The organism is Actinophytocola algeriensis (assembly GCF_014203735.1).
Classification (GTDB): Bacteria; Actinomycetota; Actinomycetes; order Mycobacteriales; family Pseudonocardiaceae; genus Actinophytocola; species Actinophytocola algeriensis.
This window is the reverse complement of sequence record NZ_JACHJQ010000003.1, coordinates 206,506-223,688: the sequence shown is the minus strand read 5'-3', so window position 1 is coordinate 223,688 and position 17,183 is coordinate 206,506. Positions and strand designations below refer to the sequence as shown.

Annotated in this window: 18 protein-coding genes; 14 read left to right on the top strand and 4 right to left on the bottom strand. The window is 71.3% G+C overall.

Annotated elements, in window-relative coordinates:
* The first annotated feature begins 122 nt into the window (after positions 1-122).
* The 4 genes from FHR82_RS13315 to FHR82_RS13300 all read left to right on the top strand — a co-directional run bounded on the left by FHR82_RS13315 (position 123) and on the right by FHR82_RS13300 (position 3,154).
* Positions 123-506, top strand: coding sequence for a transcriptional regulator (locus tag FHR82_RS13315; protein WP_184810698.1), 384 nt, complete (start codon positions 123-125; stop codon positions 504-506).
* Positions 507-518: 12 nt separating this feature from the next.
* The gene (locus FHR82_RS13310; protein ID WP_184810697.1) at positions 519-1,916 is read left to right on the top strand and encodes a hypothetical protein; all 1,398 of its coding nucleotides are present in this window, start codon (positions 519-521) and stop codon (positions 1,914-1,916) included.
* A 69-nt stretch (positions 1,917-1,985) separates the two neighbouring features.
* Entirely contained in the window at positions 1,986-2,798 is an 813-nt protein-coding gene (locus FHR82_RS13305; RefSeq protein ID WP_184810696.1) for an ESX secretion-associated protein EspG, read from the top strand.
* Between the two features lie 23 nt (positions 2,799-2,821).
* The gene (locus tag FHR82_RS13300) at positions 2,822-3,154 is read left to right on the top strand and encodes a sterol carrier family protein (RefSeq protein ID WP_184811496.1); all 333 of its coding nucleotides are present in this window, start codon (positions 2,822-2,824) and stop codon (positions 3,152-3,154) included.
* A gap of 160 nt (positions 3,155-3,314) precedes the next feature.
* On the opposite strand, the gene FHR82_RS13295 is transcribed toward FHR82_RS13300, so the two are convergent.
* The gene (locus FHR82_RS13295) at positions 3,315-5,096 is read right to left on the bottom strand and encodes an alpha/beta hydrolase (RefSeq protein WP_184810695.1); all 1,782 of its coding nucleotides are present in this window, start codon (positions 5,094-5,096) and stop codon (positions 3,315-3,317) included.
* Complete coding sequence (locus FHR82_RS13290; RefSeq protein WP_311771052.1) at positions 5,093-5,383, bottom strand: hypothetical protein; 291 nt, start codon at positions 5,381-5,383, stop codon at positions 5,093-5,095. Before FHR82_RS13290 ends, FHR82_RS13295 begins: the two co-directional genes overlap by 4 nt.
* Positions 5,384-5,462: 79 nt before the next feature.
* Here FHR82_RS13290 and FHR82_RS13285 point away from each other — a divergent pair, with 79 nt between their 5' ends.
* The 6 genes from FHR82_RS13285 (at position 5,463) to arfB (ending at position 10,676) form a co-directional block, all read left to right on the top strand.
* Entirely contained in the window at positions 5,463-6,185 is a 723-nt protein-coding gene (locus tag FHR82_RS13285; RefSeq protein WP_184810694.1) for a maleylpyruvate isomerase N-terminal domain-containing protein, read from the top strand.
* 63 nt (positions 6,186-6,248) lie between these two features.
* On the top strand, positions 6,249-7,796 hold the full coding sequence (gene purF, locus FHR82_RS13280; protein ID WP_184810693.1) for an amidophosphoribosyltransferase: 1,548 nt from the start codon (positions 6,249-6,251) through the stop codon (positions 7,794-7,796).
* 15 nt (positions 7,797-7,811) lie between these two features.
* A complete protein-coding gene (gene purM / locus FHR82_RS13275; protein WP_184810692.1) occupies positions 7,812-8,897 on the top strand; it encodes a phosphoribosylformylglycinamidine cyclo-ligase in 1,086 nt (361 codons plus the stop codon).
* 66 nt (positions 8,898-8,963) lie between these two features.
* Complete coding sequence (locus FHR82_RS13270; protein WP_184811494.1) at positions 8,964-9,473, top strand: SigE family RNA polymerase sigma factor; 510 nt, start codon at positions 8,964-8,966, stop codon at positions 9,471-9,473.
* Positions 9,470-10,258, top strand: coding sequence for a hypothetical protein (locus FHR82_RS13265; protein WP_184810691.1), 789 nt, complete (start codon positions 9,470-9,472; stop codon positions 10,256-10,258). The genes FHR82_RS13270 and FHR82_RS13265 overlap by 4 nt, the downstream gene beginning before the upstream one ends.
* Position 10,259: 1 nt before the next feature.
* On the top strand, positions 10,260-10,676 hold the full coding sequence (arfB, locus tag FHR82_RS13260) for an alternative ribosome rescue aminoacyl-tRNA hydrolase ArfB (RefSeq protein WP_184811493.1): 417 nt from the start codon (positions 10,260-10,262) through the stop codon (positions 10,674-10,676).
* A gap of 178 nt (positions 10,677-10,854) precedes the next feature.
* Here arfB and FHR82_RS13255 read toward each other — a convergent pair whose 3' ends face one another.
* Entirely contained in the window at positions 10,855-11,514 is a 660-nt protein-coding gene (locus tag FHR82_RS13255; RefSeq protein WP_184810690.1) for a response regulator, read from the bottom strand.
* Positions 11,511-12,995, bottom strand: a complete 1,485-nt coding sequence (locus FHR82_RS13250; protein ID WP_225944014.1) for a sensor histidine kinase — start codon at positions 12,993-12,995, stop codon at positions 11,511-11,513. Before FHR82_RS13250 ends, FHR82_RS13255 begins: the two co-directional genes overlap by 4 nt.
* 203 nt (positions 12,996-13,198) lie before the next feature.
* On the opposite strand from FHR82_RS13250, the gene FHR82_RS13245 reads away from it, so the two are divergent.
* The 4 genes from FHR82_RS13245 to FHR82_RS13230 all read left to right on the top strand — a co-directional run bounded on the left by FHR82_RS13245 (position 13,199) and on the right by FHR82_RS13230 (position 17,095).
* Entirely contained in the window at positions 13,199-14,182 is a 984-nt protein-coding gene (locus FHR82_RS13245; protein WP_184810689.1) for a Bug family tripartite tricarboxylate transporter substrate binding protein, read from the top strand.
* Positions 14,179-14,688 carry a tripartite tricarboxylate transporter TctB family protein gene (locus FHR82_RS13240; RefSeq protein WP_184810688.1) on the top strand — a complete coding sequence of 170 codons (510 nt, stop codon included), beginning with the start codon at positions 14,179-14,181 and terminating at the stop codon, positions 14,686-14,688. The genes FHR82_RS13245 and FHR82_RS13240 overlap by 4 nt, the downstream gene beginning before the upstream one ends.
* Position 14,689: 1 nt before the next feature.
* Positions 14,690-16,183 carry a tripartite tricarboxylate transporter permease gene (locus tag FHR82_RS13235; RefSeq protein ID WP_184810687.1) on the top strand — a complete coding sequence of 498 codons (1,494 nt, stop codon included), beginning with the start codon at positions 14,690-14,692 and terminating at the stop codon, positions 16,181-16,183.
* A 66-nt stretch (positions 16,184-16,249) separates the two neighbouring features.
* Positions 16,250-17,095, top strand: coding sequence for an SGNH/GDSL hydrolase family protein (locus FHR82_RS13230; protein WP_184810686.1), 846 nt, complete (start codon positions 16,250-16,252; stop codon positions 17,093-17,095).
* The last annotated feature ends 88 nt before the right edge of the window (positions 17,096-17,183 follow it).

Genomic DNA, 17,183 nt, shown 5'->3' with positions numbered 1-17,183 from the left:
CGGACGGTGGAATATCCCGTGAAAAGTTCTTCTGAGTATCGGGTTGCTGGTGGGAACCACTCCACGGCGTCATGCATCAGAGCTACAGTCGTCGCAATCGCACAGACTGAGGGAGACGAACCGTGTTCGTGGCAGATGGCGGTGGTGGTGGCGGGCGAGCGTTGTCGACTCCGGCGTTCTCCGGCCCTCAGACCCTGCACGTCGAGCCCTCCGCGATCCCGGAGGCGCTCAAGGCGTTCACCGACGCGTACGACCGCGTGTCACGCAAAGTCCGTGACCTCGCCAGTCTCCCGGTGCGGGAATGGGCGGGCGACCCGGTCAGCGGTGAGACGGCGACGCAGTTCGCCGAGCGCACCAACACCGGCGGCGCCGACTCCGCGTACGTGTGCCTGACCGGTTACCAGAAGCAACTCAAGGCAGCGATCGACTCGCTGACGAGCGCGCAGGAGGAATACCTGCGCGTCGAAGGCACGAACTCCGCCCGCTGGGGCAAGTACGACGGGTGAGAGGCGACTCCCATGGGTTACCGCTGGCGGGGCTACGAACACCCCGAGCTGTACAAGATGATCAACGCCGGGCCCGGTCCCAAGGCGTCGGACCCGCAGACGATGTACTGGACGTCGCTGTCCGAGGAGCTGGCGCAGGTCGACCAGGACCTCAACGCGCGGCTGACCCAGCTCGGCTCCCGCTGGGAAGGCAAGGCGTCCGAGAACGCGCAGACCGGCCTGACCCCGCTCGCCGAGTGGGCCGGTGACGCCGAGACGGGCTCGACCGTCATGAAGGTCTCGTCGGAGAACCAGGGCGAGTACATCGCCGACGCGCGGGCCAAGATGCCGGAGCCGATCGAGGTGACCACGCAGGCACCGTCCGGCTGGGACAAGTTCCTGGCGGGCGCCGCCGCGGCCACCGGCAACATCGGGCCCGCCGCGGACGTGGCCGCCCAGGCCGCCGACCACGAGGCGCAGGAGGCCGCGCAGAGCGAGGCCGAGCAGCGCGCCATCGAGACCATGCAGTCCTACGAGTCGAGCAGCATCTGGAACCGGGAGACGCTCGGCACGTTCGTCGCGCCGCCGGACGTCGTGGTGGCCACCCCGGCACCGCAGCCGACCGGCGGTGTCAGCCCGGTGCTGATCAACAACCTGTCGGTCGACCCCGGCTCGGACCCCGGCGGCGGCTCGGGCGGCGGCAGCGGCTCGAACCCCCCGTCCGTGCGGCAGCAGCCGCCGAACCTCCCGCCGAACACGGGCGGCGAGCTCGTTCCCGGCACCCCGCCGCCCGGCGGTGGCGGCGGCGGTGGTGGTGGTGGCGGCACGGTGATCACCAACCCCACCAACCCGGTCGGCACCCTGCCGCCCTCGGTGACCACCCCGCAGGACGTGTTCGTGCCGCCGACGACCGGGCCCAACACCCAGTTCCCGCCGCCGAACCAGTTCCCGACGAACCCGACGCCGACCCCGAACCCGGGCGGGCAGCCCCCGTTCCTCGGTACCGGCCCCAACCCGTTCGGCCCCGGCGACAACGCGAGCGACATCGCACGGCGTGCGCTGCCGCTGCGGCCGGGCCTGCCCGGCCAGGGCGGACCGTTCGGCCAGCACCCGTTCGGCGGTCCCGGCGGGCTGCCGGGTGGCGGCGCCGGCGCCGGTGCGCTGGACGGTGAGCGCGCCCCGTCGCAGCTCGGCCGCGGCGGGCTCGCCGGTGGCGCGGTCGGTGAGGGTGGCGTGGTCCGCAACGGGCCCGGCGCCGCCGGTGCCGCGGGCGGCCGCGGCGCGAACGGTGTGCACGGCCCGGCCGGTGCCGGTGGCCGGCGTGCCGACGGCGAGGACGACGACGAGCACTTCGCGCCCGACTACCTGCTCGAGAACGACGACGTGTTCGGCGACGACCGCAGGGTTTCGCCGACCGTCATCGGCGAATAGTCCGTTCCACCTGCGCGGGGAGTCGCCTCAGCGGCTTCCCGCGCGGATTTTCGTAGGTAGAGTTGCGCTGTGACCAGCACCTTCTCGATCGGTGACCGCGAGACCGCGCCGATCACGCTGTCGGCCCTCGAGCTCGACGTGCTGTGGGAGCACCTGCGGCTCGGTGCGCTGCCGCTCGTGGTGAAGGTGCCCTCACCGGGCAAGACGTTCGAGGAGCGGGAACGGATCGAGGCCCGGGTGTGGGCCGGCCTGGAAGCCCGAGGGCTCGGGCGGCCGGTCGACGTGAACCCGGAGATCGAGGCGCTGCTCACGGTCCTCGCCCGGCCGGAACGCGAGGTCGACGTGCGTGCCTACGTGGGCCGCAACGTGCGCGTGCTCGCCGCCTCCGCCGGGGAGTCCGCCGCGGTCGCCGAGCTGTCGGAGGGCTCGGTGACGTTGCGGTCGGCGTCCATGACCGGGCTGCCGTCCGCCGCGCTGGCCGTGCTGCCCTCGGTCGCCGCGGGGCCGGGTCAGTCGGTGACGCTGCGGACCGCCGACTTCGAGGCCGCCGCCAACGGGGCGGCCGGGACCCGGGAGGGCTTCGGGCACGCGCTGCTGTCCGGCGGGCTGCGGCCCGACGACGCCACCGCGCTGGCCGAGATGATCAAGGACGTGGCGCACATGGGGAACTTCGGCGCCGCCGCCCGCGACCGGTTGGGCAGACGCAGACGCGCGACCAGGGTGGTGTCGTTCTTCGACACGGAGGACGGCAGGTACGTGCAGGTCCGGCGGCCCGCGGACGACGGCACGCTGTGGACCACCATCTCGCCCGCCGACCTGCGCAAGCTCACCCACCACGTCGGTGAGCTGCTGGACGAGATCGTCGGCGAGGTGTCGCAGTGAGCTCTCCCATCGACCCCCGCGAGATGCGGGACGCGGTCGCCGCCGTCCTGCCGTGGGACGCACCTGCCCGCCCCGACCTGGCGAAGGCCGTGCGGCTGAGCCTGCGGACCCTCGCGCAGGTCGCGCCCGGCCGCAGCGTCGAGGTGCGGGTGCCGCCGTTCGCCGCCGTGCAGTGCGTCGACGGGCCGCGGCACACGCGTGGCACGCCGCCGAACGTGGTGGAGATGGATGCCCGCACCTGGCTGGAGCTGGCGTCCGGCAGTCTCCTGTGGACGGACGCGGTCGCGGCGGGCCGGGTGTCGGCGTCCGGGAACCGCGCGGACCTCGCCGCGCTGCTTCCGCTCGTCCGGCTCTAGTGTCCCGCGCCGGAAATCAGGCAACTAATTCGGCGGCCCAGCTTCCTGCTGGCGGCGTTGCCGGTCCGTCCGAGTACGATCCAGTACGAGGACGAACCGGCGCCTTGCCAGCAGAAACCTGGATTCACCGACTTAATCACCGCATTTCCGGCGCGGGACACTAGAAGATCCGGCCCAAGGTGTTGTCGTAGACCGACTTCCCGGCCTCCACGAGGCCGCCCGCACCGCCGATGAGGACGTCGCCCGCGTCGTTCAGCAGCTCGCGGCCGGTGTCCTTCAGCTCGTCCCAGGCGCCGTCCCAGTCGCCCTGCAACGCCTCCCGGCCCGCGTCCCACAGGCCGCCACCCGCGTCGGTCACCAGCTCGCCCGCGGAGTTCGTCTCCGGCGTGCCCTGCGTGACCGCGTCGTAGTTGCCGGTCGCGATGTTCGCCAGGTTGTCGAGCGACTGGTCGGAGTAGTACGTGCTGTGCGCGCCGAGCAGGTTGTCGTCGCCCTGCACGCCGAACTGGTTCGCGCCGAACTCCTCGTCGTACGGGCCGACCGCGCTGCCGTCCGCGGTGAACCAGCTGCCGCTCGTGCCCTGGACGACCGGGTCGTGCTCCGACACGCCCGCCCACACGTGCCCGGCACCCGGCGACAGTTGGTCCACAGTGGACGCACCGACACCGGGTGCGCCGAGGAAGGCCACGTCGTCGGCCGCGAGACCGTTCATGCCCGCGTAGCCGACCGTGGCGGCGCCGTAGCTGTGCCCGATGACCGTGATGTGCTGCCGCGTCTCGGCCGCCGCCCGGTAACCGTCCACATCGGACTTCAACTGCTCGCCGCCCGCGATGGCGTTGTCGGGGCTGACAACCGTGGTGTCCCAGGTGGGCGCGTCGTAGCCCAGCCACGCGATCGTCGCGTTGCCGCCCGGTCGCGCCTGGTCCATCGCGGCCCGCAGGTCCTGCGCGCTGTCGTTCGGGAACCCGTTCTCCAGCGTGGTCGCCGTGCCGGGAACCACCACGGCGACGTTGCTCGCCTGGTCGGGGTTCCCGTACGCGATGGCGAGCGTGCCCTCCTGCTTGCCGGGACCGACCGGGTCGTAGGACAGGACGTACGTGTCATAGCCCGACCGCATGGCCTCCTCGACCCGCGCGTTCGCCTCCGTCGCGTTGTCCAGCCACCGGTTCGTGTCCTGGCGCTGGTCCAGCAGGTCCGCCAGCGCCGGGTCCGCCCGCAGCGCGCCCTCGTCCGACGGGTCGATGCCCAGCTCGGCGGCCCGCGCGTCGATCTGGTTCGTCAGGTCGGTGTTCGCGGCGGCGAACCTGGTCAGGTCAGCGTCGATGCGGTGCTTGTTGGCCTCGTCGAGCACCGGCGCGGGCAGTCCGCCGAGGCGGCCTAGCGCCTCGAACCGGGTGGCCAGCAACTCGTTCCGCGTCGCCTCGTCCAGCGACCGCCACCACTGCGCGACCTGGCGCGGGTCGGTGCCGGGTGGCGGCACGGTGGCGCCGGACGCGCTGGTCAGGCCGCCGGTCGCGGCGGTGACGGTCGTGAAGGCGGGCCGGATGCCCCGCAGCGCGCCCGCGTAGGAGCGCAGCACTTCCTCGTAGCTGGTCTTCAGCTGGTTCAGCACCGAGGACGCCTGCGTGTCGGGGATGCCGCCCGCCCGGTACGCCCGGATGGTCTGGTCCGCGGCCGTGCGCATGCGGCCGTACGCCGCCGCGGCCGCCTCGACCACGGACATCGCGTCGCCAAGCCGGTCACCGGCCGCCGTGACGGCCTTGTTCGACGTGGTCAGCCGCGCGGCGAACGCCTGCGCCGCCGTGCCCGTCCACTCCGTGACCGGCTTCAGCTCCACGCCGGTGAGCAGGGTCCTCGCCGCGCCGACCGGTTCCAGCACGGCCAGGATCCGGCCGGTGTCGCCGGTCGCGAGCCGGGCGTACAGCTCTTCCGGGTCGCTCATACGCGGAACACGTCCTTCCTGACGTACTCGTCCGCGTTCTCGACCAGGCCGTCGCCGGTCTCGGTGACCCACGCCGCGCCACGTCTGATGTCCTCGGCGTGCTCGCCGACGAACTCGGCGAACGCCGCCGCCAGCTCGTACGCCGCGTCCACCTCGCCGAGGGCCGCCGGCACCAGCTGCGCCACCGACAGCCGCGCGGCCGCTTGGTCAACGGCTGCCGCGCCCGTGTAGAACCCACCCGACGCGGCGCGCAACGCCGCGGGATCAACCTCATAACCGTCGGCCACGGAACTGACCGTAACCCGGGGACGGTGGGCATAGGGTGGTTCCTCGAACACTGTGTGCGTACGGGAAGGACGACATCACGTGTGGACGGCCCGCCGGTGGACCGGCGTGTTCGCGCAGCAGGCGGGGCTGTTCCGTACCGCTGTCGCCACGGCAGCCCAGGCGGACGACGTACCGTCGTGCCCCGGCTGGACCTTCGCCGACCTGACCGTGCACGTCGCGCGGTTCCTGCACACGACGACCAGATACCTCACGAGTGGCTCGATCGTGGAACTGCGGCCGGTGCCGGTGCGCAGGGACGTCGACCCGGTCGTCTACCTCGACGAGCAGCTGGCCGCGGCCACGCAGGTCCTCAACAACACGTCCGGCAACCGTCCGGTGTGGACCTTCTCGCCCGCGGCACCCGACCTCGCGTGGGTGTGGCACCGGCGGGTGGCGCACGAGCTCAACCTGCGCCGCTGGGACGCGCAGGCCGCGCTGCGCACGCTCACGCCCACCGACCGCGAGCAGGCCGCCGACGCGATCGACGAGCTGCTCGGCACGCTGCTCGCCGCACGGCTGCGTGGTGACTCGCCGCCGAGGTACAGCGGTACCGCCGTCGTGTCCTGCACGGACGGTCCGCAGGCCTGGTACGTCCGGTTCGCGCCAGGTGAGGCACCCGAGGTGCGTGCCGCTGACCGGAACGAGAAGGCGGACGCGCGACTGTCCAATCGCACCGCGAACGTCCTCTACCAGTTGCGCGGGCGGATGCAGCTCGCCGGTGAGGGTGATCCCACAGTTCTGAAGGCGTTGCGGATGAGCTGAGCAGCTCTGGGTACGACCTACACTGGAAGTACCTGACACCGTTCTAACGGGGAGTTGCTCTCGGTGGTCACCGATCCGACCGTCATCGACCAGACCGACCAGATCGACCGACCCGAACCCGAGCCTCGTGAGGAGTGCGGCGTCTTCGGGGTGTGGGCAAAGGGCGAGGAAGTCGCCAAGCTCAGCTACTTCGGCCTCTACGCACTGCAGCACCGAGGACAGGAAGCCGCCGGCATCTCGGTGTCCGACGGTGAGAAGATCGTCGTGTTCAAGGACCTCGGACTCGTCTCGCAGGTGTTCGACGAGCAGGTGCTCGTCTCGCTGCAGGGGCACATCGCCGTCGGCCACTGCCGCTACTCCACGACCGGGTCCACGACCTGGGAGAACGCGCAGCCGACGTTCCGCACCACCGCCACCGGCAGTGGCCTGTCACTCGGGCACAACGGCAACCTCGTCAACACGGCCGAACTGCGCGACCGGGCCCGTGAGCTGGGCATCGCCACGAGCGGAGCCAACGCCACGGGCGCCACCAGCGACTCCGACCTGCTCACCGGCCTGCTCGCGGCGACGGCCGCGGACATCGGCATCGAGCAGGCCGCCATGAACCTGCTGCCGGACGTGAAGGGCGCGTTCTGCCTGGTCTTCGCGGACGAGACGACGCTCTACGCGGCCCGCGACCCGCACGGTGTGCGGCCGCTGGTGCTGGGGCGGCTCGAGCGGGGCTGGGTCGTCGCCTCCGAGACCGCGGCCCTCGACATCGTCGGCGCGTCGTTCGTGCGCGAGGTCGAGCCGGGTGAGCTGCTCGCCATCGACGAGCACGGGCTGCGGTCCTCGCGGTTCGCGAACCCCGAGCCCAAGGGCTGCGTGTTCGAGTACGTCTACCTGGCCCGCCCCGACACCACGATCGCGGGCCGGTCCGTGCACGCGGCCCGCGTCGACATCGGCCGCAGGCTCGCCGAGGAACAGCCGGTCGAGGCCGACCTGGTCATCCCGGTCCCGGAGTCCGGCACCCCGGCCGCCATCGGCTACGCACAGGGCTCCGGCATCGACTACGGCTCCGGCCTGGTCAAGAACGCCTACGTGGGCCGCACCTTCATCCAGCCGTCGCAGACCATCCGCCAGCTGGGCATCCGGCTCAAGCTGAACCCGCTGCGCGACGTGATCCGCGGCAAGCGCCTGGTCGTGGTGGACGACTCGATCGTGCGCGGCAACACCCAGCGCGCGCTGGTCCGCATGCTGCGGGAGGCCGGTGCGGTCGAGGTGCACGTCCGGATCGCGTCGCCGCCGGTGCGCTGGCCGTGCTTCTACGGCATCGACTTCGCGTCGCGGGCCGAGCTGGTCGCCAACGGCCTCGACCTCGACGGGATCCGCCGGTCGATCGGCGCGGACTCGCTCGGCTACGTGTCCCTCGACGGCCTGGTCGCGGCCAGTGAGCAGCCGCGCAGCAGGCTCTGCACGGCGTGCTTCGACGGCCACTACCCGATCCCCATCCCCGAGGAGGACCGGATCGGCAAGCACCTGCTCGAGAGCTTCGAGCGCGGGGTCGCGGGGTCCGCCGCCCCGGTCGTGCCTGCGGGGTACGGTGCCTCGGACGCACTCCAGCGTCCCTGACCCGAACCCGGAGCCATGACCGACACCAGCGCGACCCCCGAGCACCCGCACGCCACCTACGCGGCGGCGGGGGTGAACATCGAGGCAGGCGAGAAAGCGGTCGAGCAGCTCAAGCCGTTCGCCGAGAAGGCGACCCGGCCCGAGGTGCTCGGCGGCATCGGCGGCTTCGCCGGGCTGTTCAAGCTCAGGCTGGACCGCTGGAAGGAGCCGGTGCTCGCCTCGTCGACCGACGGGGTCGGCACCAAGATCGCGGTGGCCCAGGCGCTGGACGTGCACGACACGGTCGGCATCGACCTGGTCGCCATGGTCGTCGACGACCTGGTCGTGTGCGGGGCGGAGCCGCTGTTCCTGCAGGACTACATCGCGGTCGGCACGGTCGTGCCCGAGCGGATCGCGGCGCTGGTCAAGGGCATCTCGGAAGGTTGCGTCCAGGCGGGTTGCGCGCTGCTCGGCGGTGAGACCGCGGAGCACCCCGGCCTGATGGCCGACGGCGCCTACGACCTGTCCGCCACCGGCGTCGGTGTCGTGGAGGCCGACCAGGTGCTCGGCCCGGAGCGGGTCCGGCCCGGTGACGTGCTGATCGCCATGGGGTCGTCCGGCCTGCACTCCAACGGGTACTCGCTGGCCAGGCACGTGCTGCTGGAGATCGGCCGCATGCCGCTCGAGGGCCAGGTCGAGGAGTTCGGCCGCACGCTCGGTGAGGAGCTGCTCGAACCGACCCGCATCTACGCGAAGGACTGCCTGGCCGCGGCCGCCGAGGCCGAGGTGCGCACGTTCGCGCACATCACCGGCGGCGGCATGGCGGCGAACGTCGCGCGGGTCATCCCCAAGGGCCTGTCCGCGCGGCTGGACCGCGGCACGTGGACGCCCGCACCCGTGTTCTCGATGATCGCGCAGCGTGGCCGCGTCGACCGGGCCGAGATGGAGAAGACGTTCAACATGGGCGTTGGCATGGTGGCCGTGGTGGCCGCCGAGGACGCCGACCGGGTGCTGGCCGTGCTCACCGCGCGGCACGTGCCCGCGTGGGTGCTCGGCGAGGTCGCCCCGGCAGGCGACGACGGGGTGCGTGCCGAGCTGGTCGGCAACCACCCGAGGTTCTGAGACAACCGGACCCGGCGCGCCGCCGTATGACACCGGCGAGAGAGCGAGAGGAAGCCAAGGGGCGTGCTGCAGGACCGCGACGCGGAGTTCGGGGAGTTCCTCGACAGCCGGGCCGTCGTCATGCGGCGGACGGCGTACCTGCTGTGCGGAGGTGACTGGCATCGCGCGGAGGACTTGGTGCAGACAACGCTGACGAAGATCTACGTCGCCTGGCCCCGCATCCGCCGCGACGGCAGCGTCGACGCCTACTCTCGCAAGATCATGGTGCGGGCCGCGATCGACGAGTCCCGCCGCGCCTACCGCAGACGCGAGTCGGTGGTCGGGGACGTGCCCGAGGTGTCGGCCAGCCCGCCTGCCGGCGTCGAGGACGCCGTCGACGTCCGGCGCGCCCTCGCTCAGCTACCGGCAGGTCAGCGGGCCGTGGTGGTGCTGCGGTACTGGGAGGACCTGTCGGTCACCGAGACCGCGCACGCGCTTGGCAAGAGCGAGGGCACGATCAAGAGCCAGTCCGCGAAGGGCCTCGCCACGCTGCGCAGACTGCTCGGCGTCGACCTCGCCGAGGCGGGTGGGTCATGACCGACATCAAGGACCTCCTCGGCAAGGCCATCGGCGACGAACCGCCGATTGGCATCGACCGCGACGAGGTGTTCCGGGCCGGCAGGCAACGGGTCCGCAGACGCAAGGCACTGGCCGCGGGCGGAGTGGTGGCCGCGGTGGTCGTCGCCGCGGTGGGCGCCGCCACGCTGACGAACTTCGTCTCGCTGGACTCCGAGCCGACGCCCCCCGCGGTCGGCGACTCCCAGCACGCGCCCCCCGGCCCGGACCTGCCACTGCCGTCGACGCCGGTCTCCCAGAAGCCGCCGCCGCTGGGCCCGCGGCTGACGTCGCAGCATGCCGAGCAGCTGACAGACCGGCTGTTCCACTCGTGGTACGTGTCCAGCACCGAGGTGGTGCCGTGGCACGGTGACGCGACGCCCGGGTTCCGCGTCGAGGACGGCACCTACCGGTACCAGTCGGACCTCACGTCGCCGAACGCCGAAGGCGTCCTGCAGATGACGGTGGACTTCGTGGCCCCGGGCACCAAGGCTTCCTGCGGCGACATCCTGGGTCCGTACGACTCGTGCGCGGTGGTGCCGAAGGACGGTGTGGCGGTCGCGCAGGCCACGTGGAAGAGCCCGGCTGGTGAACGCCGCAACCTGGCGGTCACGGTACTGCCCGACGGGACGAGGGTCACCGCGATGACGTCCAACTTCTCGCGGCGGTTCTCCGACGCCGGGAAGGTGCCCTCTGGCGGGGAGCCAGTGCTCGACATGGAGAAGCTGACGACGGTGATGGTGAAGTCGGGGTTCAGTGTCTTCTGATCTGGTGGTGTCTTCGGGGTTCGTGATTCCCGGCACGGAGTTGCGTGAGCGGTTCTCGCGGTCGTCCGGACCCGGTGGGCAAGGGGTCAACACCGCCGACAGCCGCGTCGAGCTGTCGTGGGACGTGGCCGGATCGCCGTCGGTGCCGGAGTGGTTGCGGGACCGGCTGCTCGCCCGCCTGGGGCGGCGGTTGGCCGGTGGGGTGCTGACCGTGGCCGTCAGCACGCAGCGGGCGCAGCTGGCCAACCGTGCCGAGGCCCGCGAGCGGCTGGCGTCGTTGCTGCGGGCCGCGTCGTCGCCGCCACCACCTCGCCGACGGCCCACCAGACCGTCGCGCGGCTCGGTGGAGCGACGGCTGTCCGCCAAGAAGCAGCGCTCGCAAACCAAGAAGGGCCGTCGCCTGCGCTCCGACGAGTGACTCGCACCGTCCGACTAGTGTCCCGCGCCGGAAATCAGGCAACTGATTCGGCGGCCCAGCTTCCTGCTGGCGGCGTTGCCGGTCCGCCCAAGTACGATCCAGTACGAGGACGAACCGGCGCCTTGCCAGCAGAAACCTGGATCCACCGACTTAATCACCGCATTTCCGGCGCGGGACACTAGGCGCGCCAGTAGTAACGGCGTTCCGGGCGGCCCGTCCCGTACCGCAACCGGACGTCCGCCTGTGCCGTCGACACGAAGTGCTCCAGGTAGCGGCGGGCGCTGACCCGGGAGATGTCAGTCCTGGCAGCGCATTCCGCCGCCGACACGTCATCCGACGCGCGGAGCACCTCCTCCACCAGCGTCGCCGTCTCGCCGCTCAACCCCTTCGGCAGCGCACCCGCGCCCGCCGGACGGCCGCCGAACACCTGGTCCACATCGGACTGTCCGGCCTCCGACAACGCGCTCAACCTCTCGTGCAGGCCCGCGAAGTGCCGCAGCTGGTCGTACAGCGCCGCATACGTGAACGGCTTGATCAGGTAGTGCAGCACGCCGCCACGCATGGCCGCCCGCACGGTCTCCACGTCGTTGGCGGCACTGATCACGATCACGTCCGTGTCCGCCACCGCGCGCAGCTCGCGGAGGACCGAGACGCCGTCCCGGTCCGGCAGGTAGATGTCCAGCAGCACCAGGTCCGGGCGCAGGGCCTCGACGGCGCGAACGGCGTCGGCGCCCGTGTGCGCCACGCCCACCACCTCGAAACCCGGTGTCTTGCCGACATATCCACTGTGGACCTTCGCGACCATGAAGTCGTCGTCCACCACCAGGACCCGGATCACGCGCGCACCCCCAGCCGTGCCGTGAACACCGCGCCGGCCACGTCCACCGAACCGCCCCTGCGGCGGCACGTCTGTCTCGTCAGTGCCAGGCCAAGGCCGCGTTGCCCGCCTTCCTCCGCGGCCTTCGTCGTGAAGCCGCGGGTGAAGATCTCCTCCGCGATGTCCGGGGCCACGCCAGGGCCCGAGTCGGTGACCACCACCAGCACCTCGTCGTCGGTGTGCGTCAGGTCCACTTCTATCCAGCCCGCGCCCGGCAGCGCGTCGATCGCGTTGTCCACCAGGTTGCCCAGCACCGTCACCAGGTCCGCGGACAACCCGTCGTCCACCTCACCGAGGTGGCTGTCCGGGGTCAGGCGCAGGCCGACGCCGCGTTCGGTCGCGACGCTCGCCTTCGCGATCAGCAGCGCGGCGACCGCGGAGTCGTCGATGCGTTCGCTCACCTCGGTGTGCCACGCCTCGCGGGTGTGGCTCACGCGGTCGACGTACCGGCGCACCTCGTCGTACTCGCCCAGCTCGATGAGACCGGCGATCGTGTGGAGGCGGTTGGTGAACTCGTGTGCCTGCGCGCGCAACGCGTCCGTCGTGCCGCGGTTGGCGTCCAGTTCGTGTTGCAGCGTCACGATCTCCGTCCGGTCCCGCAGTGTCACCACCGAGCCGACCGCCGAGTCGCGCGACCGGATCGGCATGCGGTTCATGATCAGGACTCGGCCGCGGCGCAGGACGATCTGGTCGTTGCCCTCCGCCCGGCCGGTGAGCACGTCGACCAGCCGGTCGTTCAGCTCCAGGTCGTGCACCGAGCGACCGACCACGTCGGCCTGGAGCGACAGCAGACGCCGGGCCTGGTCGTTGACCAGCGTGATCCGGTGCGCGGTGTCCAGGCCGACGACACCCTCGCGAATGCCGTGCAGCATCGCCTCGCGGTGCTCGACGAGACCGGCGATCTCGCGGGGTTCCAGCCCGAACGTCTGCCGCTTCACCCGGCCGGCCAGCAGGAACGAGCCGACGACGCCGACGACCAGCGCGATGCCGAGGATGGTCAGCGCCTCGGCCGGGGAGCTGACGACGCCCTCCAGGAACGTCGGGGTCGCCACGCCTGCGGCCACGACGCCGACCACCTCACCCCGGTCGCTCATCACCGGCACGTGCGCGACGAGCGAGTCGCCGATGACGCCCACCCACGAGCGGCCCTGCCCGATCATCGAGTCGCCGAGGGGCAGTCTCGTGCCCAGTTCGTCCGGGTTCTGCGAGGTCAGGACGGTGAGATCCGGCCGCGCGATCGTGACGTACCCGGCGCCGGACAGGTTCCGCGCGCTCGTCGCGAACGACGGCAGCTGGTGGTAGCGCAGCGGGTCGGCCAGTGCCTCGCGGACGGTCAGCTGCGCGGCGACGTCCTCGGCGACCGACAGCACCCGGCGGCCCTCGACGTCGGTGAACGTCTTGTTCGACTGGATCGCCGAGAACCCCGCGACGGCCACGAGCAATGCGACGACGATCAGCAGCTGCCAGCCCAGCAGCTGCTTCGACAGCGGGCCGCGATCAGCCGTGACGACCTCCCCGTGACCACAACGACCACAACGACCGCTGTGCGACTAAAGACGACAAGAAGGTAACCCGGTGGGACCGTGAGCACGCAATCCCGGCGACGGGAGCGGAGCGACCCATCTCAACGCAGAGAGGCTCGTCAATGCGTGCTCAACCCTGGATCGCTGGACTCGCCGCGCTCGCGGCGGTCCTGCTGATACCGCCGCTGATCTCCTCCGGCGCGGACGACGACGCGGGCAGCCAGATCCGCGGCCTGCGGATCCTCGTGCCGAACACGCCGGGCGGCGGCTACGACATCACCGCCAGAACCGCGGCCAAGGCCGTCGAGGAAGCCGATCTCGCCAGGACCGTCGAGGTGTTCAACCTGCCCGGCGCGGGTGGCACGGTCGGGCTGGGCCGCCTGGTCAACGAGGCGGGCAACGACAAGCTGGTCATGTCGATGGGCCTCGGCGTGGTCGGCAGTGTCCACACGAACCACTCGCCGTCGTCCCTTCAGGACACCACGCCGATCGCGCGGCTGATCGAGGAGCCGGACATCGTGGTGGTGTCGAAGGATTCCCCGTACCAGGACATCGACCAGCTGATCGACGCCTGGAAGTCCGACCCCGGCGCGGTGCCGGTCGGCGGCGGGTCGTCACCGGGCGGGCCGGACCACCTCGCGCCGATGCTGTTCGCCAAGGCGATCGGGCTCGCGCCAAAGGACGTGCGGTACGTGTCCTACGACGGCGGCGGTGAGCTGCTGGCCTCCGTGCTGGGCGGCAAGATCGCGTTCGGCGTGTCCGGGGTCGGCGAGTACCGCGACCAGATCGAGTCCGGCGACCTGCGGGTGCTGGCGGTGACCAGCGCGGAACGGGTCGACGGGCTGGACGCGCCCACGCTTCAGGAGTCCGGTGTGGACGTCGACTTCACGAACTGGCGCGGGATCGTCGCGCCGCCGGGCATCTCGCAGAACGACACCGACCGGCTCGTGCGCCTGTTCACCGACCTGCAGGACACACCGCAGTGGAAGGAAGCGCTGGAGCGCAACGGGTGGACGCCCGCGTTCCAGGCGGGTGCGGAGTTCGGCGACTTCCTCGCGCGGGAGAACGACCGGGTCGCCGGTGTGCTGTCGGAGCTGGGGCTATGACCGAGACGACTGGGACGACCGAGAAGAAGGACCGCTCCGAGCTCGGCATCTGCGCGTTGCTCGCGGTGCTCGGTGTGCTGGTGCTGGTCGACGCGATCAACATCCCCACCGACTTCGCGCAGCGCGGACCGGTCGGGCCGAAGGCCGTGCCGGTCGTGGTCGGCGTGCTGCTGCTGGTGGTCGCCGTGCTGCTGGCGCGGGATGTGCTGCGTGGCGGCCGCGGCGAGGCCGAAGGCGGCGAGGATGTCGATCTGTCCGCACCCAGCGACTGGCGCACCGTGTTGCTGCTGTCGGCGGCGTTCCTCGCGAACGCGGCGCTGATCGGCGTGGTCGGGTTCCCGATCTCCGGCGCGGTCCTGTTCTGGGGCGCGGCGTACGCGCTCGGGTCCCGGGCGTTCGTGCGTGACCCGCTGATCGCCGCGGGCATGTCGATCGTGACGTTCGTGCTGTTCAACAACCTGCTCGGGGTGCCGCTGCCCGGCGGTCCGCTGATGGAGGTGTTCTGACGTGGACTCGCTGACACAACTGATCGACGGGTTCGGCACCGCGCTCACCCCGACCCACCTGCTGCTGGCCGCGGTCGGCGTCCTGCTGGGCACGTTCATCGGCGTGCTGCCGGGCATCGGGCCCGCGATGGCGGTGGCGCTGCTGCTGCCGGTGACGTACGGCCTGGACCCGACGGCCGCGTTCATCATGTTCGCCGGCATCTACTACGGCGGCATGTTCGGCGGCTCGACGACGTCGATCCTGCTGAACACGCCCGGGGAGAGCGCCGCGGTGGTGACGGCCATCGAGGGCAACAAGATGGCGAAGAGCGGGCGCGGGTCGCAAGCGCTTGCGGCGGCGGCGATCGGCCACTTCGCCGGCGCGATGATCGGCACGGTCGGCATCGTGGTGCTGGCGCCGTTCATCGCCGCGCACGCGGTCGACATCGGCGCCCCCGACTACTTCGCGATCATGATCCTGGCGTTCATCGGCGTCACGTCCGTGCTGGGTGCGTCGCGGATCCGCGGGTTCGCGTCGCTGCTCATCGGCCTGTCGATCGGGCTGATCGGGCTCGACGAGATGACGGGGCAGTCGCGGCTCACGTTCGGGTCGCTGGAGCTGGCCGACGGGATCGACGTCGTGATCGTGGCGGTCGGGTTGTTCGCGGTCGGCGAGTCGCTGTGGATCGCGTCGCGGTTGCGGCACGGCAACGACGGCCCGATCCCGGTCGGCAGGCCGTGGCTCGGCCGCGACGACCTGAAGCGCACGTGGAAGCCGTGGCTGCGCGGCCCGGTGATCGGGTTCCCGTTCGGCGCGATCCCGGCAGGCGGCGCGGAGATCCCGACGTTCCTGTCGTACGTGGCGGAGAAGAAGCTGTCCAAGCACCGCGACGAGTTCGGCTCGGGCGCCATCGAGGGCGTGGCGGGCCCGGAGTCGGCGGCGTCCGCGTCGGCGTCGGGCACGCTGGTCACGATGCTGACGCTCGGACTGCCGACGACGGCGACGGCGGCCGTGATGCTGGCGGCGTTCCAGCAGTACGGCATCCAGCCGGGCCCGCTGCTGTTCGAGCGCGAGGCGGACCTGGTGTGGGGCCTGATCGCGTCGCTGTTCGTGGGGACCGTGTTGTTGCTGGTCCTGAACCTGCCGCTGGCGCCGGTGTGGGCGAAGCTGCTGAAGATCCCGCGGCCCTACCTGTACGCGGGGATCCTGTTCTTCGCCTCGGTCGGCGCGTACGCGGTGAGCGGTCAGGTCGTGGACCTGATCGTGTTGTTCGTGATCGGTGTGCTCGGATTCGCGATGCGCCGGTACGGACTGCCGATCCTGCCCGCGGTCATCGGGGTGATCCTCGGTCCGGCGGCCGAACAGCAGATGCGGCGGGCGCTGCAGATCTCCGACGGGTCGCTGACGGGCCTGGTGAACACGACGTTCTCGGTGGTCGTGTACGCGATCGTCGTGGTCATCCTGGTGTGGCCGCTGGTACGCCGGTTCACGCGGTCGCGGCAACCGGTTGGGTGATTTACATCCGCGGCAGGGAACCTGACACTAATTCACGTCCGGTTCCCTGCCCGGAGGTCAACGACGATGCGCCGGCTGGTTCTGCTCGTTCTGCCCGTTCTACTGGCCCTGTCGGTGCCGGGAGTGGCCTCGGCGGCCCCGGCCAAGTACGTGGCTCTCGGTGACTCGGCCGCGTCCGGCCCGCTGATCCCGCTGCCGGACCTGTCGATGCCGGGCTGTTTCCGCTCCACCGCGAACTACCCGAAGCTGGCGGCGGCCCAGCTCGGGCTGGCGCTGACCGACGTGACCTGCTCGGGTGCCGACACGAACGACATGTTCAACCCGCAGGAGACCGACCTCGGCACCGCGCCGCCGCAGCTGGACGCGCTGACCGCCGACACGTCCGTGGTGACGCTGCAGATCGGCGGCAACGACGCCGGGCTCGTGGGTCTCGCGGAGTCGTGCCTGAACATCTGGCCGGAGTGGCTGTCCGGCTCGTCGTGCGCCGACGAGTACACGGCGGGCGGGCGTGACGTGTACGGCGAGCGGGTGTCGAACGTGCGGCCGCGCGTCGACGCCGTGCTGGCGGCGATCCACTCCAGGGCCCCGTCCGCGCGGGTGTTCGTGGTCGGCTACACGACCTACCTGCCGCAGAACGGCTGCTACCCGAGGGTCCAGGTGTGGCCCCGCGACGCGAACTACATCCAGGCCAAGATCGACCAGCTGAACCAGGTCCTCGCCGACGCGGCCGCCGCCGGTGGTGCGTCCTATGTGGACATCCGCACGCCGGGCATCGGCAAGGACGTGTGCAAGTCGGCGTCGGTGCGGTGGACGGAACCGTTCATCCCGGAGAACGTGGCGGCCCCACTGCACCCGAACGCGACGGGCATGCGCGGCATGGCGACGGTGGTGGGCGCGGCGATCGCGGGTTGACGGCTTGGCCGCCGGCCCCCGATTTCCAGCCTACGGCAGGGCGCCGACAGTTTTCGGTGCGTGCGTGAGGGTTGTCCACAGGTGGGGC